18 protein-coding genes are annotated in these 19,178 nt (G+C 30.5%); 11 read left to right on the top strand and 7 right to left on the bottom strand.

The window, feature by feature from the left end; genetic code table 11:
* The first annotated feature begins 166 nt into the window (after window positions 1-166).
* Complete coding sequence (locus KO494_RS03925) at window positions 167-868, top strand: hypothetical protein (RefSeq protein ID WP_215966295.1); 702 nt, start codon at window positions 167-169, stop codon at window positions 866-868.
* A 136-nt stretch (window positions 869-1,004) separates the two neighbouring features.
* On the opposite strand, the gene KO494_RS03930 is transcribed toward KO494_RS03925, so the two are convergent.
* Window positions 1,005-1,841 carry a hypothetical protein gene (locus KO494_RS03930; protein ID WP_215966296.1) on the bottom strand — a complete coding sequence of 279 codons (837 nt, stop codon included), beginning with the start codon at window positions 1,839-1,841 and terminating at the stop codon, window positions 1,005-1,007.
* A 253-nt stretch (window positions 1,842-2,094) separates the two neighbouring features.
* Here KO494_RS03930 and KO494_RS03935 point away from each other — a divergent pair, with 253 nt between their 5' ends.
* The 4 genes from KO494_RS03935 to KO494_RS03950 all read left to right on the top strand — a co-directional run bounded on the left by KO494_RS03935 (window position 2,095) and on the right by KO494_RS03950 (window position 4,998).
* Window positions 2,095-3,138 (top strand): GMP reductase, encoded by a 1,044-nt coding sequence (locus KO494_RS03935; protein WP_215966297.1) that lies wholly within the window; start codon window positions 2,095-2,097, stop codon window positions 3,136-3,138.
* 81 nt (window positions 3,139-3,219) lie between these two features.
* Window positions 3,220-4,512 carry a DEAD/DEAH box helicase gene (locus tag KO494_RS03940; protein ID WP_215966298.1) on the top strand — a complete coding sequence of 431 codons (1,293 nt, stop codon included), beginning with the start codon at window positions 3,220-3,222 and terminating at the stop codon, window positions 4,510-4,512.
* 8 nt (window positions 4,513-4,520) lie between these two features.
* Window positions 4,521-4,733 carry a DUF6500 family protein gene (locus KO494_RS03945; RefSeq protein WP_215966299.1) on the top strand — a complete coding sequence of 71 codons (213 nt, stop codon included), beginning with the start codon at window positions 4,521-4,523 and terminating at the stop codon, window positions 4,731-4,733.
* 37 nt (window positions 4,734-4,770) lie between these two features.
* Window positions 4,771-4,998: a VF530 family DNA-binding protein gene (locus KO494_RS03950; RefSeq protein WP_215966300.1), complete on the top strand. Its 228-nt coding sequence runs from the start codon at window positions 4,771-4,773 to the stop codon at window positions 4,996-4,998.
* Window positions 4,999-5,256: 258 nt separating this feature from the next.
* Here the strand turns inward: KO494_RS03950 and KO494_RS03955 are convergent, their stop codons facing one another.
* From KO494_RS03955 to KO494_RS03980, 6 genes are all read right to left on the bottom strand, one after another.
* The gene (locus KO494_RS03955; protein WP_215966301.1) at window positions 5,257-6,972 is read right to left on the bottom strand and encodes an NAD(P)/FAD-dependent oxidoreductase; all 1,716 of its coding nucleotides are present in this window, start codon (window positions 6,970-6,972) and stop codon (window positions 5,257-5,259) included.
* Between the two features lie 38 nt (window positions 6,973-7,010).
* The gene (locus KO494_RS03960; RefSeq protein ID WP_215966302.1) at window positions 7,011-7,373 is read right to left on the bottom strand and encodes a methylglyoxal synthase; all 363 of its coding nucleotides are present in this window, start codon (window positions 7,371-7,373) and stop codon (window positions 7,011-7,013) included.
* The gene (locus KO494_RS03965) at window positions 7,373-8,236 is read right to left on the bottom strand and encodes an N-acetylglucosamine kinase (RefSeq protein ID WP_215966303.1); all 864 of its coding nucleotides are present in this window, start codon (window positions 8,234-8,236) and stop codon (window positions 7,373-7,375) included. The genes KO494_RS03960 and KO494_RS03965 overlap by 1 nt, the downstream gene beginning before the upstream one ends.
* 62 nt (window positions 8,237-8,298) lie before the next feature.
* Window positions 8,299-9,300 (bottom strand): type I glyceraldehyde-3-phosphate dehydrogenase, encoded by a 1,002-nt coding sequence (gene gap / locus KO494_RS03970; protein WP_215966304.1) that lies wholly within the window; start codon window positions 9,298-9,300, stop codon window positions 8,299-8,301.
* A 59-nt stretch (window positions 9,301-9,359) separates the two neighbouring features.
* Window positions 9,360-10,346, bottom strand: a complete 987-nt coding sequence (pfkA, locus tag KO494_RS03975) for a 6-phosphofructokinase (protein WP_215966305.1) — start codon at window positions 10,344-10,346, stop codon at window positions 9,360-9,362.
* Between the two features lie 152 nt (window positions 10,347-10,498).
* Window positions 10,499-14,905 carry a translocation/assembly module TamB domain-containing protein gene (locus KO494_RS03980; RefSeq protein ID WP_303426939.1) on the bottom strand — a complete coding sequence of 1,469 codons (4,407 nt, stop codon included), beginning with the start codon at window positions 14,903-14,905 and terminating at the stop codon, window positions 10,499-10,501.
* A gap of 99 nt (window positions 14,906-15,004) precedes the next feature.
* Between KO494_RS03980 and tsaD the strand changes: the two genes are divergently transcribed.
* The 6 genes from tsaD (at window position 15,005) to KO494_RS04010 (ending at window position 19,174) form a co-directional block, all read left to right on the top strand.
* Window positions 15,005-16,027 carry a tRNA (adenosine(37)-N6)-threonylcarbamoyltransferase complex transferase subunit TsaD gene (tsaD, locus tag KO494_RS03985; RefSeq protein ID WP_215966306.1) on the top strand — a complete coding sequence of 341 codons (1,023 nt, stop codon included), beginning with the start codon at window positions 15,005-15,007 and terminating at the stop codon, window positions 16,025-16,027.
* Between the two features lie 147 nt (window positions 16,028-16,174).
* Window positions 16,175-16,798 (top strand): peptidylprolyl isomerase, encoded by a 624-nt coding sequence (locus tag KO494_RS03990; protein ID WP_215966307.1) that lies wholly within the window; start codon window positions 16,175-16,177, stop codon window positions 16,796-16,798.
* 151 nt (window positions 16,799-16,949) lie between these two features.
* Entirely contained in the window at window positions 16,950-17,159 is a 210-nt protein-coding gene (locus KO494_RS03995) for a hypothetical protein (protein ID WP_215966308.1), read from the top strand.
* Window positions 17,160-17,238: 79 nt separating this feature from the next.
* Entirely contained in the window at window positions 17,239-17,943 is a 705-nt protein-coding gene (locus tag KO494_RS04000) for a 16S rRNA (uracil(1498)-N(3))-methyltransferase (RefSeq protein ID WP_215966309.1), read from the top strand.
* Between the two features lie 2 nt (window positions 17,944-17,945).
* Window positions 17,946-18,587 (top strand): DUF4159 domain-containing protein, encoded by a 642-nt coding sequence (locus KO494_RS04005; protein ID WP_215966310.1) that lies wholly within the window; start codon window positions 17,946-17,948, stop codon window positions 18,585-18,587.
* A gap of 89 nt (window positions 18,588-18,676) precedes the next feature.
* Window positions 18,677-19,174: a hypothetical protein gene (locus tag KO494_RS04010; RefSeq protein WP_215966311.1), complete on the top strand. Its 498-nt coding sequence runs from the start codon at window positions 18,677-18,679 to the stop codon at window positions 19,172-19,174.
* Window positions 19,175-19,178: the final 4 nt, after the last annotated feature.

The following is a 19,178-nucleotide window of genomic DNA, read 5'->3' on the forward strand; positions in this document are numbered from 1 at the left end:
TTATAGTTGGTTTCTATAAAAATATAAAAAAGTAACCAATAAAATACAGCGACTAAAAACCTGAATAACAGATTAATACATTTTTGGCACGACAATTGAAACTTACAATACAAATAGCGTAAGCCGAAAAGCTAAATGAGTAGGCATAATCTAATACCTCAAAACTATGAAAAAATTAGTACTATTATATACAGGAGTGTTAATGACATTAACATCTGTAACAGCAGCAGAAAAAATTACTGCCACACAAAAACAAGGTGAAGATTTAAATAATTCACGCTACAGCTTTATACAACCAATCCAGTTTGTAGAACGTGGTGTAGAATTTTTAATTTTTCCTGACGGAAGTTTTGATTTTAATACCAATCTAGACTACACGCAAGGAGACGCCTATTACAGAACAACAAACACGCGTACTAACTCTAGAACAAATACCAGAACAAGAACGGTAAATACTACTTTTGGAGCTCCTGGAACTAGGGTAACATATACTGCTTCAAGCATACCAAACCCAGGAGTAATAGTAACCCATGATAGCAATGGTAAAGTACGAAGAATTGGTAATGTATTTGTTAACTATAACCGAGAAGGACAAGTAAAACGTTTAGGTTCTGTATATATAAATTATAACAGACAAGGTATGTTAACACAAGTTGGTGGTTTACAAATACGTTATGATAGATACGGGAACGTAATAGCAATGACAGGTCATGTTAACTTCAGCAACCAAGGACATAATGTGTTTAATTATGATTTACATAATGATTGGGATAATAACCATAATGATTATAACAACGATGATTTTTACTACTATAAAAAAGATGGTAAAACCATAAAACAAGAAAAGCTTACTAGAAGAACTAGCTAATCTTAAATTAAAACAAAACCTCACGAGACAGTTACCCAAAGCGACTTCGTGAGGTTTATTATTTTTAGATTTTTTTGATTATACTAGAAGATTATCTCTTGTATCTCTTGCTAATTTAAATTTAGAAAACATCTTGCTACAATTTACTACATTTTTCAATGATATCTTTTTGTGATTTATAATCTTGCCAAGAATCATTTCCAAATATTTTATATTCAAAACCAACCCAAATAGTATAAACACCTGTATCGGGATATTTAATATCAATATTAAATTTTTCAATTTCTCCTTTACTATATTTAAATTCTCTTTTATCTATTATTTTTTCACCTTTAGATTTGGTTAAATCTATTTTATAATTGTATTCAACTACAACAAGAGCAGCTATTGGTTGCTTAAACGAAAGACATTCACTATAATCCCAAATAACTTTCAAATTCTTTATTAAAACAATATGTTCTGTATTATTTCCTATGGTTAAATTGCCTCCAGTATAGTCACCAATAAAATAGTCTATGGTTAACGGAAATATATTTACTTCTTTTTTTTTAGATGGTGGTTTTATCTCTTTCTCTACTCCTAACTTACTACTCTTTTCAATTATTGTATTTATAGATTTTTTTGTGTTGAAATTTATATACCATAATCCTATTCCTAAAACAATAACAAGAATAATAAACCCTAGCATATATTTTCCATACGTTTTCTCTTTTTTAAATATTGGTAATTCAACTTCTTCTTCTCCAAAATTCACCAACAAAAGGTTTATTTTATTAATCTCTAAAGTATAATAATTATCGTCTAAAATGCCATTTTGCTTCTCTTTAGTAAACCTATTAAACCTAGATGATATATTTACTAAGTCAGGATAGTGTGTATGATCTTTATCAATAACTTCAAACAAATAGGTTATAGCCTTTTTTGTTTCTCCTTTGGTGATGTAGGCATTAACTATACTTTTATCTGTTTTCATATTAACTCCTTTTATTTAGCAAACCTTAATAAGCATCTACACTACTAAAATACCACAAAAAGCTCACTACCAATACGTTAAATCAAATAATTAAACAAAACAATTGTTTCTACAAGCTTTTTAATTATACTTTATATATAAAAAAACAACTATCAACACTTGTTAACAATTAATTCACACCTTAAAGACATTTCTTTTTTACAGCAATAGAATATCATTTACATTTACAAGTAATCCAAAAATTTTACTACCAATGCGAATAGAATATGATATTAAACTAGGCTTTAAAGATGTAATGATAAGACCAAAACGTTCTACATTAAAAAGCAGATCACAAGTATCTTTACAGCAAGAATTTAAATTTTTAAATAGTAAAACCGTTTATACTGGCATACCAATTATGGCTGCTAATATGGATACTGTTGGTACTTTTGAAATGGCTTTAGCATTAAGTAAAAAAGGATTATTTACTGCAATACACAAACATTATACTATTGCAGAATGGGAAAATTTCACCAAAAATGCACCAGAAAACATTGCAGATTATATTGCAATTAGTACTGGAACAGGAAAAAAAGATGCAGAAAAACTAGCTGCCATTTTTAACATAAACCCTAATTATAAATTTATTTGTATTGATGTTGCTAATGGCTACTCAGAGCATTTTGTAGATTTTGTAAAACGTACTAGAGCAAAATATCCTGATAAAGTAATAATTGCTGGTAATGTAGTTACTGGCGAAATGGTAGAAGAATTACTACTCTCTGGTGCAGATATTATTAAAGTTGGTATTGGTCCAGGAAGTGTTTGTACTACGCGTGTAAAAACAGGTGTAGGTTATCCGCAACTATCAGCAATTATAGAGTGTGCAGATGCTGCACATGGTTTAGGTGGTCATATTATTAGTGATGGAGGATGTGCTATTCCTGGAGATATAGCGAAAGCTTTTGGTGCTGCAGCAGATTTTGTAATGCTTGGTGGTATGCTAGCTGGTCATGAAGAATCTGGTGGTGAATTAATAGAAGAAAACGGAAAGCAATTCAAACAATTTTATGGTATGAGCTCTCAAACTGCCATGCAAAAACATGTTGGTGGTGTTGCCGAATATAGAGCCAGCGAAGGAAAAACAGTTACAGTACCATTTAAAGGAAAAGTGGAAAATACCTTACAAGACATTCTTGGTGGTTTAAGAAGCACATGTACTTATGTTGGCGCATCCCGATTAAAAGAACTTACTAAAAGAACTACTTTTATTCGTGTTGCAGAGCAAGAAAACCAAGTTTATACTAAAAAATAAACAGCTACAACAAATAATTAAAACGTACCTTTGCAACTTATTACAAATGGCATATATAATTTGTCATTTAACAATTACTATATGTCATTTAAATCTTTAGGCTTATCTGAAGCCTTATTGAAAGCTATCCAAAAAAAAGGATACACTACTCCAAGTCCAATTCAACAAAAAGCAATTCCTCCTGTATTATTAGGAGTTGATGTTTTGGCATCTGCACAAACAGGAACCGGAAAAACAGCAGGTTTTACCTTACCCTTATTACATCTTCTTTCTGAAAATCCGAAAGAAAAATACAGACCTATTCGTGCTTTAATTTTAACTCCTACCAGAGAATTAGCTGCGCAAGTATATACTAACGTAAGAGAATACAGTGAATTTTTAAATATTAGATCTGCTGTAATTTTTGGTGGTGTAAACCAAAAACCACAGGTAGCAACAATACGCCAAGGTATTGATGTTTTAGTAGCAACTCCTGGACGTTTGTTAGATTTAGAAAGCCAAGGCTTACTATCTTTAAAACGTATAGAAATATTTGTTTTAGACGAAGCAGATAGAATGCTAGACATGGGATTTTTAAGAGACATTGAGCGTGTCATGAAATTAATGCCTGCTAAAAGACAAAATTTAATGTTTTCGGCAACCTTTAGCAAAGACATAAAAAAACTGGCAAACGGAATACTTCATAATCCTGCGCAAGTAGAAGCTACTCCAGAAAACACAACGGTAGATGCTATTAACCAAAAAATATACCGTGTTGCTAAAGCTAAAAAAGCGGCTTTATTGTTAAAGTTGATTATTGATGGGCAATGGGATCAAGTTTTAGTTTTTACACGTACCAAACATGGTGCAAACAACCTTACTAAAAAATTAATTGGAGCAAATATTCCTGCTGCTGCTATACACGGAAATAAAAGTCAAGGAGCCAGAACCAAAGCTTTAGCTGGATTTAAAAGTGGAAAAGTAAATGTTTTAGTAGCTACAGACATTGCTGCCAGAGGATTAGATATTCCTTTATTACCACATGTTGTCAATTATGAAATACCTAATATTTCTGAAGATTATGTGCATAGAATAGGTAGAACAGGTCGTGCTGGAGCAAAAGGAGAAGCGCTTTCTTTAGTATGTACCGAAGAACTTGGTTATTTACGTGATATTGAAAAATTAGTTGGTATAAAAATACCTTCGGAAACACCTGAAGGTTTTGAGCCTGATCCTAACGAGCCAAATGCACCTAAAAAACAAGGACAAGGAAGAAATAGAAAATCAGGATCTAGAAATACAAAGGCAAAAGGAAGAAATAATTCGAATAAAAAAGAAGGAAACAAGCCTAATGCTAACAGTAGAAATAGAAATTCTAGAAGAAACAGAAATTAAGAAAACAAATGACAGACACTTTAAAGAATAAAATAATTAAAGTATGTAATCAAAAAATACAGCAAAAAGGCGAAAATGTAGGTTTATCATTTTATGCCTTTTTTGCAAATAAAAATGATAATCCAGAATTACTAATGGAAGCTGCTACATGGTGGATTATGACAAATAAGTTAGATCATTTTGAAAAGGCAGTGAAAATATTAGCACTTGTAAATAAATAAAATTAATAAGATTCTTGCCTTCTCAGGAATAACAGTTATGAGTACACAACCCAATAACCCTTTACATGGTGTAAAACTAGAACAAATTATAAACGAATTGGTTGCTCACTATGGTTGGGAATATTTAGGATATAACATCAACATCAGGTGTTTTACACATGATCCTTCGGTAAAATCTAGTTTAAAATTTTTAAGGAGAACACCTTGGGCTAGAACCAAAGTGGAGAAATTTTATTTGGAAATGTTGTCTAAAAAGAGAAAGTAGTAAAGTCTACTGCTTTCTTATTATAAGATTTTTTAGATTTCTCGACAAGCTCGAAATGACAAGCTCGATAGAAATAACTTAAATATTAAATAGAAACTCTATATCATTCCGACTAGCAAGGAGGAATCTTTTTTAAGATACTTTTACTCTATCTTTTTTAAGCTATACTAGAGCGAATAGATATGGATTCACTGCTTAAAATAAGAAGGTATTTTTATGGAGTATAGATTTCTCGACAAGCTCGAAACAAAAATAAAATTACTTATCTACATTTTGAAAAACATCATTTTTAACCAAACGTTGTTTTTTAACTTCCATTTTTTTAAGCATCCAGTCTGGATAATTAGAAGCATCTTCTGCCTCAAAAATTCGTAGTTCTTGTGTTTTGTCTTCTTTTAATAAATCGTCTTGCTGACAACCTAAAATAGCAGCAGCTGTTTGCACGCCAGAATAACCAGCTCCTGTTACTCCATGTGCTGCAATAGATGCACCACACATGTATAAGTTTTCTATTTCTGTTTTTGATTTATAAGCAAAAGGTCCAATATGACGTAGGCTTTTTTCGGTACCATACACACTACCTTCTGTAGAATTTATATAATACTCATTAGTGATTGGTGTACCTAAATCTTTATGTACTATTTTACTTGTTATTCCTGGAACTACCTTTTCTAAAGTAACTAAAAATTTATTAATAATTTGTTCTTTAAAAGCTAAGTATTCTGGTGAACGCGCTATGGTTTCATTTTTAAATTTTTCAAAAGCATCATAATGAATATAGGTTATTGCTTCTAAAGTATGGTATCTACCATCAAAACTAATAGGATCTTTTAATGATGTACAACTAATAAACATTCCTGAGAACTCTTCGCCTTGTAGAATATCTTTTTTCTGCATATCTGCAAAAGAGGCATCCATATCTTGGTTTGGAATTCTCCAAATATTACCAGAGTCTAATCCTGCTTTTTTAACATCCATATCTACTGTTAAAAACAGCATTAATGAAGTGCATGAATATGTGGTTTTGTTTAGTTTCTTTAGTAATTTAGTACTTAGATTATCTTTTCCGATAAGATTTAAATAAGTAATTCCTGGGTCTGCATTTGAGATTACACGATCTGCAAAAATCTTTTCTCCAGAATCTAATGCTACACCAACCGCCTTTTTATTTTTAAAACCTTCTTCTAATAAAATCTGTTTTACAGTGGCACTTGTTTTTACTTTTCCGTTATAGCCTTTAATTTTATTAGTCATGGCTTTTACTAAAGCTCCACCTCCACCCATTGGGTAAAATCCGCCTTCTGCATAATGACACATTATGGCTGCATGCATGATAAAGCTTGCTTTTGCTGGTGGTAAACCATGATTACCAAACTGTATGTTTAAAATATTTTGAAGTAAAGGGTCTTTAACGTGCCAATTTATTACACGTTTAAGCGTAAAAGGAGAATATTTCCCCATGTGTTTAGTACGAAACGGAATGGTTAATTGTTGCCATAAGCCTTTTACTTTTGGTATAAGTTCCAGTTGTCTTCCTACGTTTCTAACTAACCTTAAGTATTTTATAATTCCTTTTTTTTCGTGAGGAAAACGATCTATAAGATCTTGTTGAAACTCTTCCCAATTAGCAGAATAGTTAAAGCGTTCATCACCTATCCAACAATGATCAAAGCCTTTTGGGTTCATTCTATAAAAGCCAATATCATTAGCAATACCTAAGCCTGCATATAATTGATTAGAAGATTCTCCTGGACTCATTAAACCTACGTAATGCACACCTGGAGTAAATCGATATCCATTTAAGTAAAAACTGTGACACCAACCACCAGGAACGTCATGTTGTTCAAGTACTAACACTTTTTGTCCTGCTCTAGCTAAACAGATTGCAGAAGTTAATCCACCAACTCCAGAACCTATAATAATTGTATCATAGTGATTAGAATTGTTTTTTTCTTTGGAGAATTCCTTTTTCATGTGTTACAAGATAATTCTATTTTTAGAATACTTGAAACTTAAATTGCTTTTATTAATAATTCTGCAGTTGCAAGGTTTGTTGCTAAAGGTACATCATGCACATCACACAATCGCATCAACATTAATACATCTGGTTCGTGTGGATGTTTTTCTAATGGGTCTCTAAAAAACAAGACCATATCACATTTTCCTTCTGCAACTCTTGCTGCTATTTGTGCGTCACCACCAAGTGGTCCAGATAGTAGCCTAGTAACTTCAAAACCTGCTTTTTTAACTTTTTTACCAGTAGTACCTGTAGATATTAAGGAAATACTTTTTTGAAGTAATATTTCTTTATGTTCATTTAAAAACTGAACCATTTCAGCTTTTTTTCCGTCGTGTGCTATTATTGCTATTTCCATTAACTCAAATCCTTTATGTGAAATTTTAATAAACCTTCAATAGGTCTTCTTTCAAAGTTACCAACTGTAAAACCAAGTTCTTTAGCAACTTCTTTTATTTCGTCTTGTGAATAAAACGCTATAGACCCTGCAAAATGTACAGGAACATTTGGTAATACATCTTTAAATTGAAAGATCATATTTTTTGCAAACAATCTAATTCCATCTTTAATTAAATTAGACATATAAGTAGACTCTTTATTTAAAAACATAAATTCTGCAAAAGCAGCTAAATATGCATTTGGGTTTGGTTGTTTGTATAGATTGTATTTTATGTAGTCTGACTCTAGATTATACTTACTAGCAAAGGCTATTTTTAAATCTTCTGGCATATGATTAAAATAGTAATCGCGAATTAATTGCTTACCAAAATAATTACCCGAAGCATCATCCATAAGCGTATAACCTAAAGAATTTACACGTTGGTGTAATTGTTGTCCGTCAAAATAACTACAGTTAGATCCAGTACCTAAAATACACACTACAGCAGCTTCGTCTTTACTATTTAATGTAGCTCTTACAGCAGCCATAGTATCTTCTTGTACATCAATAACTGCATTTTTAAAAATAGATTCTAAAACACCTTTTAAAAGCAATTTTGGTTTTTCTGTACCACAACCTGCACCATAAAAGAAAACATGGGTTACTTCTTTTTTATGCTGAATAAGTATTTTGCTGTTTTTTATGGTTTTGATTAGTTTTTTTTCGGAAAGAATTGCTGGATTTAATCCTTTAGTTCTAACTTTTTCAAAACATTGGTTTCCTTTATCGTCTACTGCAATCCAATCGCATTTTGTAGAGCCACTATCTACTATTAATATCATAAGCTAAAAGTAAAAAAAAAGCTGCTCAAAATGAATTGAGCAGCTTTTTTTTTTATTATTAATTAAAGTGAATTAACGTGCAATGCTAAATCTACTAATTTGTTTGAATAACCAAACTCATTATCATACCAAGAAACTAGTTTAAAGAATCCTGAATTTAGCTCAATAGAAGCTTCAGAGTCAAAAATACTTGTTCTGTCATCGCTTACAAAATCTTGAGATACTACCATTTCATCTGTATAACCTAAAACGCCATTCATTTCTCCTTGAGAAGCTTTTTTCATTGCTGCTTTAATAGCTTCTAAAGAAGTCTCCTTTTTTGTTTTTACTGTTAAGTCTACCACAGAAACATCTACAGTAGGAACTCTAAATGCCATACCAGTAATTTTTCCGTCTAGTTCTGGAATTACTTTACCTACGGCTTTTGCAGCACCTGTAGAAGTTGGAATAATATTATTCATTGCAGAACGACCTAATCTATAGTTTTTTCTTGAAGGAGCATCTACTGTATACTGTGTTGAAGTAGCAGCGTGAATAGTTGTCATTAAAGCTTCTTCAATACCAAAATTATCTTCAATTACTTTAGCTATTGGTGCTAAACAGTTTGTTGTACAAGATGCATTAGAAACAATATTATCTGTAGTTTTAACTGTATTGTGGTTTACTCCCATTACAAACATTGGAGCATCTTTACTAGGTGCAGAAATCACTACTTTTTTAGCACCTGCTTGAATGTGGTAATCTGCCGTTTCTAAAGAGGTAAAAATACCTGTACATTCTGCTACTACATCTACTCCTGCAGCATCCCATTTTAAATTTTTAGGGTCTCTTTCTGCAGTAATACGAATAGTTTTTCCGTCAACCACAAGGTTTCCATCTTTAACTTCAATAGTACCATCAAATTTACCATGTACAGAATCATACTCTAACAAGTATGCTAAATGATCTACATCTAACAAATCGTTTATTGCTACCACTTCTACATTTGCTCTTTTTACTGTTGCACGAAAAACGATTCTTCCTATTCTACCAAATCCGTTAATTCCTAATTTTAATGTTGACATAATTTATTTACTTAATTTATGTGGTCTTAAAAAGACACACGTTTAATTTATATTTAATTTTATATTGACATGATGTCTGAAACTCTAAGGAGTTCCTTATTAATTTTTGATTTTCCTTTTACTGCTTTATCAAATGGCGTTACATCTATTATATCGTTTTTAAGACCAACCATGTAATTGCTTTGTCCTTCTAATATACTTTCAACAGCTTTAACTCCCATTCTACTCGCTAAAACACGATCAAAACAAGAAGGTGCTCCACCACGTTGCATGTGTCCTAAAACAGAGACTCTAACTTCGTATTCTGTCATGTTTTCTTCTACATAATCTTTAAGTTCAAAAACACTTTTTCCTATTTTATCTCCTTCAGCAACTACAACAATACTGGAAGATTTTCCAGATTTTTTACTTCGTCTTAAAGATTCTAAGAGTCTATCTAAACCTAAATCTTCTTCAGGAATTAAAATTTCTTCAGCACCTGCACCAACACCTACGTTAAGTGCAATATGCCCAACATCTCTTCCCATTACTTCAACAAAGAATAAACGGTTATGAGAACTTGCTGTGTCTCTAATTTTATCGATTACTTCTACTACAGTATTTAAAGCAGTATCATAACCTAAAGTATGTGTAGTACCAAAAATATCGTTATCGATAGTACCTGGAATACCCATTACAGGGAAATTAAATTCTTGATTAAAAATCATTGCGCCAGTAAAACTACCATCTCCACCAATTACTACAAAAGCATCTATTCCTGCTTTTACTAATTGTTGGTGTGCTTTTTCTCTTCCTTCTTTGGTTCTAAATTCTTTAGATCGTGCAGATTTTAAGATTGTTCCTCCTTTGTTAATAATGCCTTTTACACTACGTGCATCCATTTTAACAAAATCCCCTTCAATCATGCCTTCATATCCACGATAAATACCAAAACATTCTATGTTATGATATGCACATGCTCTTACTACAGAACGTATTGCTGCGTTCATTCCTGGAGAGTCACCTCCAGAGGTCATCACTCCAATTTTTTTTATGGTTTTTGCCATTATTTTATCTATTATTTAGTAAAGCTAATAAAGAAAATTAACAAAATACTAGGCATTTGTCATAATTTAACAGAATGTTGAAACTATAACGTTTTAGTTGATAAATTAAAATTGAGCAATGGTGATTTTAGAATAAAAGCAGTGGAGAAAAGTTAATTTTCTGTGTTTTTTCGTTTTTTAAAACCAACATAATCTGGTAAGGCTTCAGAGTCTTTTTGTTCGGCTTCTTTTTCTGCTTTTTCTTCTTCTATTTTTTTCTTTCCTTTAAAGATAATTTGAAGTAGTTCTTTAAAAGTATCAAAATCTACATTATATGCAATACCAAGTCCTTGGGTGTAACCTATTTCTTCACCAAAATTTCGGATACTATTTTCTCTATTAAAAACATTTGCAGTGAAAGTACCTTCTTCATTTAGCAAAAAATCTATTTGTACATCACCTGCTACTGCTGTTTGGCTAATACCACCAATTGGCACACCTACTTTACCGTTAATACGTATACGATCGCTAATATTGGTTTGTAATGTTACACCTAGTCTATTGTCTGATTCGTATTCTGGTGTGTTTTCACCAAGCTCTACATTTAAACCTACCTGCAGTTTATTATCTCCATTATCTAACAAGCCGTTTACAATACCATTAATACGTTCTTCAATAGTACCATTAATATTTAATTCACTAATTCCGCTAGAGAAAGAACCTGTAGTTAATAAATAAATTGCTTGGTTACTTCTGTCGTCTTTAGATTCTAGTCTATAATCTAGCTCAGATTTTACAGTAGTACTTAAATTAGGAAATTGAAATTGATAGTCTATATCTGGCATTTCTAATTTACCTGTTAGTTCTAAATGTAAGTTTACAGGAATACGTCTATTTATAGGCGAATCTAATAAAGGAGAAGGATTTGCTTGGGTTTTATAAATGGCTTCAATATTAATATCTGCTTCTGTTGGTTCTCCATTCCAAGCAAGAGTACCACCAGGAACTACAAGAAAATCTTTTTGTATAATACCTCCATATCTAAACTTATAGATCCCTTCAAAAACAGAAAAATCACCATACATATTAAATTTACCATTGGTATTAATTTCTGCAAGTAAACCACCTTCACCACGACCTCTAATGGTACTTCCGCTTTCTTTATCCATTACAATTTCAATTTCGGCGTCTTGTGTTATATCAATATCGAAATCTAATTCTAATCCTGAGATATCTTCGGTAGTAATATCACGTCCTTCTAATTTAGCTTGTTTTTCTTCTGGGCTTAAAAAATGGATATATGAATTGTCTCCAAACGTTTCTGTATCACTTAAAGGAATTACAAATACAGTACCTTTTTTAGTTTCACCAATAACATTAATGCGTAATTGGTTAGCAGGACCTGAAATATTTGCTGTACCACCAACAAATCCTGTACCATAGTATAATTGCTCTTCGTCTTCTGTGGTATTTAATACAAGTAGCTTATCGGTTTTTAAATCTAAATTCATGCTCCAATCGCCAAAATTAACATGACTTAATCTTCCTACTAAATTAGCTTTGGTATTGTATACTGTATCTGTAAGGTCTATATTATTGAAAATAAAACTTTGATTTCTTAAGCTAACTGAAGAATTATCTGCAAAACTATAATCTACGTTTAATTCTGGTATACCTAAACCACCTTTATCTAAAATTAAATCGCCATTTATGCTTGGTTTTTTAAGGCTTCCTGACACTTTTACTCTTCCTGTTGCTAAACCTCTAATATCTTTTAATACACCTTCAAGAAAAGGGTTTAATGGTTGTAAATTAAACTGGTTAAAAAGGAGTGCAACATCAATATTTTGTGTTGTTTCTGATACATCTAAAGTACCAATAGCACTAAAAGATTTTTTTTCATCGTCTTTAATGCTTGCGTTTATGGTATAGTTGGTTAAGGATTGGTTTCCTTTAATATTGGCATCAAAAGAACCTAAAACAAGATCATTTACATCTAAATCATCAATAGTAATAGTAGATTCTGGTAAATAGTTTCCGTTCTGTTGTACTGCATTTAAGGAGCCATTTACTAATCCTTTTAAACTTAAATCTTCAACATCTGGAGTTATGTTTTGTAAATAAACATTCTTAAAATTGAGTTTTAAATCTTTATTTTCTTTTCCATTTATAATTCCGGAAAGCATAATTTCTTCATTATTATGGTTAACCACAAATTGATCTAGATTAAAGTTTTCAAAATTGGTATCTATAGTTACTTTATTAAAATTATCTTTCTTTTCATTTATATACCATTTATTTCCTTTTAAGGTAACATCCGATTTTTTTAAACCTATTACAGATTGGTTTTCCTCATTTTTTGTGTGGTAAAAACTTAGGTTGTATAAATCGTTATTGGTTTTACCTCCTTTAAACTCTGAACGCATAAATAGCGTATCATTTAAAGTTACATTAATAAGGTTGAATTTAGAAATATTATAGATATTAGTATGTAAACTATCTACTTCTACATAGGTATTAAATAAAGGGTTTTTATTATCTACTTGCAACTCTATAGCGTTTGCAAAATAATCTAGCCATTCAATTTTTGGAGACTTAAAGGTTAGTTTAAACTCTCTTTCATCACTCTCTACTCTTCCTTTTACAAAAGTATTTTTACCAAGTTGTAATTCTGGCACAAAGACCTCTATTATTTTATTATAAATTTTAAAATTAAAGTCTATATATTGATTAGTAGACACCTCATAAGGGCTGTATTTTGTGTATAGACTACCAAGTGCATTAACAAACAACGCATCGATATCATCCATAAAAAAAACACCACTCATTTGACCTTCTATAATATCTGGAGAGTTTACATTAATATACCTAATGTTATCTTTAAAAGAAGATACTACAGCAAAATCATCAAAGAAATATTCGTCATTATCATTTTGATAAAAGGTTTTATTAAATTGTATACTACCCACTACATTGTCTAAGGTAGTACCTTGCATTTTCATGTCTACAATACCTTTAAAAACAGACATGCTATCCTTTTTAATAAAGTTTAATGCTTTTAAATTGGCATAGTCAACATTGGCAACAAAGTCAAACCTGTTTATTTCTTGCGAAAAATCTGCAAGACCATTAAAATCAAGTTTAAAATTCTTGTCTTGTGTTTTCAATTTTCCGTTAAATATTTTGTCTTTTAAATTACCTAAAACCGAAATATTTCTGTAGACATAATCGTTGTATTTAATGGAATAAATATCTCCTTCAATTTTTGTGTTTAGGTTTTCTTTTGTGAAACCTTTTCCGTCTACATCAAGATTTAAAGAAGCTACGTTTAGGTTAGCATCGTTTAAAAAAGCACCAATATCAAACTCATTAAAAACAATGTTTCCTGTGTACGTTGCGTTATCTATGTCTTGAATTTTTTTCATTTCAAGATTAGAAATAACAATACCTAAATCTGTATCAATTTTAATATTTGCATTAATGGTAGAAGTAGTAATAAAGGTTGTACCATTCATGCTAAAGTTACCTAGTTTATCAAAAACAGAAGGAATTGATTCTCCCAGAACATTTGGTAATAGTGCTTTTAAATCTCTATAATTAGAAGAAAGGTTTGAAAGTTTTCCGTGCATAGAAAAATTGTTTTCTTCTATATTAAATAAGTTTTTAAAATTTAAATCTCCATAAATCTTAGTTCTAGAACTTGTATTTAATTTTAAATTATCAACATTTAAATTGTTTAATGTACCTGTAATATTTGCATTAAAATTAGCACGTTGCCCAATACCAAACTCATTATAAAAAGTATTAAGTTCATCTAAAGCTACACTAGCATCTGTAAAATGAGCTTCCACTTTTACTTTGTTTGTAAAATCTGAAAAATCTTCTCTATCATACAAAAACTTTAAATCTCCTTCTAGTGCAGAGTTTGCTGTTTTAATTTTTAAGTTTGCTAAAGTGATATCTTGCAGTGTATATGCAAAATCTGACGATAAATTTTTCATTACCAAACCACGACTATCATTAAAAGCTAAGGTATTTATTCTGGTGCTTACATTAGGACCATTAATTAAAAAATTAGTGGCATTAATATCTATGGCGTTAAACTCCAGAATTTTTGGAGTTTCTTTGTTTTCGTTTATTAGTCTAAAAGTACCATTGTAAATAGAAATATCACTAGAAGACATTAAAAAGGTATTTTCACTTTTTCTAGGGTTATCTTCATCAAAACGAGCTACAAAAACATCTAAATTTGTTTCTGGTTCTCCTTTATAGGTTTTAATATTAAAAATTAAACCTTCTAAATCTATATCTCCAAAAGCAAGTTTACTATTTATTAGATTTTTAAAATTTAAAATAGAAGTATTAAGCTCTACAGCACTAATAAGAGTATCTTTTTTATAATCCTTTATAAGTATTTCTTTTAACTCAACATCACCATTAAACTGCAGTCCTACCCTATTTATATTAATGTTTGTACCATATTCTGTATTTAGCCAATTGGTTGCATACTTACCTAACCTAGTTTGAACAGCAGGAATAGAAAGTACCAACACCAATATGATGAAAAGTAGTAACAACACTGCTACAATTTTAGATGCTATTTTAAAAAATTTTTTGATACGTATTAAAGTTATAACTTTGAAGTCAAAATTAACAATTATTGTGCCTAATATTTACTAATGTCCTCACAAAATATTTACATACTTGCAATTGAGTCTTCTTGCGATGACACTTCAGCATCTATACTACTAAATAACAACGTTTTAAGCAATATTGTTGCTAGCCAAAAAATACACGAAGAATATGGTGGTGTTGTTCCAGAATTAGCATCTAGAGCACACCAACAAAACATTGTACCTGTTGTACATCAAGCTATAGAAAAAGCAGGAATTACCAAAAACATGCTACATGCCATTGCTTTTACTAGAGGTCCAGGACTAATGGGATCTTTATTGGTTGGTACTTCTTTTGCAAAATCATTGGCTTTTGGTTTACAAATACCACTAATAGAGGTAAACCATATGCAAGCACATATTTTAGCACACTTTATAAAAGAGGAAGGGTTTAATACACCTCCTTTTCCGTTTCTAGCAATGACTATTTCTGGAGGACATACACAAATTGTAAAAGTCTCTAACTACTTTGAAATGGAAGTTATTGGTGAAACTATTGATGATGCTGTTGGTGAAGCTTTTGATAAAAGCGGAAAAATTTTAGGTCTTGGTTATCCTGCTGGACCAGAAATTGACAAACGTGCTAAATTAGGAAACCCTAAAGCTTTTGCCTTTACAAAACCAAAAGTAAAGGGTTTAAACTTTAGCTTTTCTGGATTAAAAACTGCAATTCTATACTTTATACAAAAGCAAGTAAAAGAAAACCCTAATTTTATTGCAGAAAACCTAAATGATATTTGTGCCTCTATACAATACACTATTATTGGTATTTTAATTGATAAACTAAAACTTGCTAGTAAACAAACAGGCATTAAACATATTGCCATTGGTGGAGGTGTTTCGGCAAATTCGGGAATTAGAGATGCCTTAAAAAATGGCGAACAAAAATTTGGATGGACAACCTACGTGCCAAAATTTGAATTTACTACAGATAATGCGGCAATGATTGGTATTGTTGGCTATTTAAAGTATTTAGAAGACGATTTTACCGAACAAGATGTTACAGCTTCTTCAAGGCTTAAAATTTAATAGGTTTAAAATTAGTATTAAAACATGCTAAAAAGCACGTATAACACCTATTTTATTTAAAATTAAATAGATAATCTTACAGAAAACTATTCATTTAAAATATAATTTTTGTTTTTTTGTTATAATTAGAATAAATCCCAAATAAGAATGAAAAAATTTTTACTACTTACCTTATTGTTTTCTATTACTATTTCTGCTCAAGATGCACAAATCAAAGATTTTGATTCCATTGTAAACATGAAAGAAGCAAAAGAGTACATTAAAGAAAAAAAATCTAAAAAAAATAAAATCATCATCTTTAATGAAGCAAAACACCAATCTGCTTTAGCATTAGACCTTTATAAAAGTGGTGCTGCAACGGTTGTTAGTGATACCGAAAAAACAAAATATAAAGTAATTGAAAAAACTACTACTACCAATTACAGAGTTAGCTATATCTTTTTTGACGGATTAAAAATGTCTTATTCGCAAATTAATACATTAAGAGACAAAATACTTAAAAAATATAAAGAAGGAACCCCTTTTAGCCAATTAGCAAAACAATACTCTATGGATGAAAATGCTAATAATGGTGGTGATTTAGGTTGGTTTGAAAAAGGATTAACACACCCTACTTTTGAAGCTGAAATTTCTAACAACATTTATAAAATTGGTGATGTCTTTACTATTGATATAGTACAAAACCAATGGTATTATGTCATTTTAAAAACCCACGACCCAAAAGAAATTCAAGAAATTAAAGTTTTAAAAATTGTAGAACCTTTAAAATAGTATATAATACCGACTAATTTATTGTCTTTTTTTTACCTGATATTTTAAGTTATAGAATTTATATACTGTTTGTCTAATATTTTAATATACTTAGATAAAGTTATTTACATTAGTAAGCAGTAATAATAAGCTATAATCAAAAATACTAATTATGAAAAAATACTATTTAATCTTTTCAGTAGCTTTAGTTAGCATACTGTCTATGAGTAGTTCTTCAGAAAACAAAGCGCTAAATGAAAAAGTAACCATTTGCCATATTCCTCCAGAAAACCCATCAAATTATCATGAAATTACGGTAAGTGTACATGCTATTTGTGCACATATAGCACACGGAGATTTAATTAGTACATGTACTGATTAAGTCTTAATTATTTAAAAATAAGAGTCTCAAAAATGAGGCTCTTATTTTTTTTGTAATCACAAGTTTCTATCTTCGCATCATGCAATTATTCTACAACCCAGACATTACAGAAAACACCACAGAATTCTCTTTTAACAAAGAAGAAAGCAAGCATATTGTAAAAGTACTTAGAAAATCTGTAGACCAAACCTTACTAATTACAAACGGAAAAGGTTGGCTTTTTACAGCACAAATTACCATAGCTGCTATAAAAAATTGTGTGGTTCGCATTATAGATAAGCAATTACAAGCTAAAAAAAACTACACGCTTCATCTTGCTGTTGCACCAACAAAAATGAATGATCGTTATGAATGGTTTTTAGAAAAAGCAACAGAAATTGGAATAGACAGCATTACTCCTATTATTTGTGAACACAGCGAAAGAAAAATTATTAAACCCGAACGTTTTGAAAAAATTATACAGTCTGCAACCAAGCAATCGCTTAACTGTTATATACCAAAACTAAACCCAGCTATTGCTTTTAAAGAATTTATAAAACAAGAATTTTCTGGAAACTTGTTTATAGCACATTGCGAAGAAACAGATAAAAAATCGCTAAAAAGCCAATTAAAACCAAAACAAGACATTACTATACTTATAGGCCCAGAAGGTGATTTTTCTGTTAAAGAAATAACACTAGCATTACAAAATCATTTTATTCCTGTAACTTTGGGAGAAACCAGATTACGTACAGAAACAGCTGCAATTGTTGCTTGCCACTCTGTAGCTTATACAAATGAATAATTATGAAAATATACCTATCTTTTCTCTTTACTCTTTTTACTTTTTTCTTATTCTCTCAAGAAATAGCCATTTTAAAATATAAAGGAGGTGGCGATTGGTACAGTAATCCTACTGCATTGCCAAATTTAATAACATTTTGCAACAACAATATAAATACAAAAATTACAGCAAAACCAGAAACGGTTGAAGTTGGTAGTTTAGATATTTTTCAGTTTCCTTTTTTACACATGACAGGTCATGGAAACGTTTTTTTTAGTGAAGCAGAAGTAGATAATTTACATAATTATTTAATTTCTGGCGGTTTTTTACACATAGATGATAATTATGGTATGCAGCCATACATTGTTAAAGAATTAAAAAAAGTTTTTCCAAACCAAGAACTGATAGAACTTCCTGCAAATCATGAAATTTTTAATACTGCATACTCTTTTCCTAAAGGCTTACCAAAAATTCATGAACATGATGGTAAAAGGCCACAAGCCTTTGGCTTGTTTCATGAAAACAGACTAGTATTACTCTTTACCGTTGAAAGCGATTTAGGAGATGGTTGGGAAGATCCTGCTGTACATAATGATCCTGCAGATGTAAAAGAAAAAGCTTTACAAATGGGAGCTAATATTATTAAATATGCGTTTAGTAATTAGTTGTGCATAATATGAAAAACCACTAATCAAGAACAATTTAATTACTTGAAATTATGATTTTATTACATATCAAAACTGACTAAAACACTATGCCAAAAGAATTAAAATTAGAAATTGAGCCTCACAATTTCAACACATTTATTCTAAAATCGATTTTTTCAATTTTATCGATTCTCCTTTTAGCATTTATACTTTTTGTTTTTATAACACCAAATTTGAATGGGAATTACACTCTACCTTTAAAGATAGTTGTAATTTTATTTATCCTGATTTTAGTAACACAGTTTATTTTTAGTCCAACAGTATATCTGTATTCAATAATAATATCAGAAACAATAACAGAACTAAAATGGCAAAAAAACGGAAAACACAATTCCAAGAAATTTAATAATGCGGAAATTAAAACTGAATTAATTCCAAGTGGAAAAAATAATCTTTACCTAAAGTTGGAAATTAAAGACAAGAACTCTCAAATAATATTAAAACAACACCGAATTGGAGAGTGGACTTTTGACAAACTCAAGAAAACTGAAAATGAAATAGAAAAATACTATGCACAACACCGTATAAAAATAATTACGGCTTAGTGCT

The sequence above is a fragment of the Lacinutrix sp. C3R15 genome, assembly GCF_018860825.1.
Classification (GTDB): Bacteria; Bacteroidota; Bacteroidia; order Flavobacteriales; family Flavobacteriaceae; genus Oceanihabitans.

Bases quoted from the DNA above. Each gene is read 5' to 3' on its own strand.
- KO494_RS03925 (WP_215966295.1), top strand. From the start codon at position 167: ATGAAAAAATTAGTACTATTATATACAGGAGTGTTAATGACATTAACA.
- KO494_RS03930 (WP_215966296.1), bottom strand. From the start codon at position 1,841: ATGAAAACAGATAAAAGTATAGTTAATGCCTACATCACCAAAGGAGAA.
- KO494_RS03935 (WP_215966297.1), top strand. From the start codon at position 2,095: ATGCGAATAGAATATGATATTAAACTAGGCTTTAAAGATGTAATGATA.
- KO494_RS03940 (WP_215966298.1), top strand. From the start codon at position 3,220: ATGTCATTTAAATCTTTAGGCTTATCTGAAGCCTTATTGAAAGCTATC.
- KO494_RS03945 (WP_215966299.1), top strand. From the start codon at position 4,521: ATGACAGACACTTTAAAGAATAAAATAATTAAAGTATGTAATCAAAAA.
- KO494_RS03950 (WP_215966300.1), top strand. From the start codon at position 4,771: ATGAGTACACAACCCAATAACCCTTTACATGGTGTAAAACTAGAACAA.
- KO494_RS03955 (WP_215966301.1), bottom strand. From the start codon at position 6,972: ATGAAAAAGGAATTCTCCAAAGAAAAAAACAATTCTAATCACTATGAT.
- KO494_RS03960 (WP_215966302.1), bottom strand. From the start codon at position 7,373: ATGGAAATAGCAATAATAGCACACGACGGAAAAAAAGCTGAAATGGTT.
- KO494_RS03965 (WP_215966303.1), bottom strand. From the start codon at position 8,236: ATGATATTAATAGTAGATAGTGGCTCTACAAAATGCGATTGGATTGCA.
- gap (WP_215966304.1), bottom strand. From the start codon at position 9,300: ATGTCAACATTAAAATTAGGAATTAACGGATTTGGTAGAATAGGAAGA.
- pfkA (WP_215966305.1), bottom strand. From the start codon at position 10,346: ATGGCAAAAACCATAAAAAAAATTGGAGTGATGACCTCTGGAGGTGAC.
- tsaD (WP_215966306.1), top strand. From the start codon at position 15,005: ATGTCCTCACAAAATATTTACATACTTGCAATTGAGTCTTCTTGCGAT.
- KO494_RS03990 (WP_215966307.1), top strand. From the start codon at position 16,175: ATGAAAAAATTTTTACTACTTACCTTATTGTTTTCTATTACTATTTCT.
- KO494_RS03995 (WP_215966308.1), top strand. From the start codon at position 16,950: ATGAAAAAATACTATTTAATCTTTTCAGTAGCTTTAGTTAGCATACTG.
- KO494_RS04000 (WP_215966309.1), top strand. From the start codon at position 17,239: ATGCAATTATTCTACAACCCAGACATTACAGAAAACACCACAGAATTC.
- KO494_RS04005 (WP_215966310.1), top strand. From the start codon at position 17,946: ATGAAAATATACCTATCTTTTCTCTTTACTCTTTTTACTTTTTTCTTA.
- KO494_RS04010 (WP_215966311.1), top strand. From the start codon at position 18,677: ATGCCAAAAGAATTAAAATTAGAAATTGAGCCTCACAATTTCAACACA.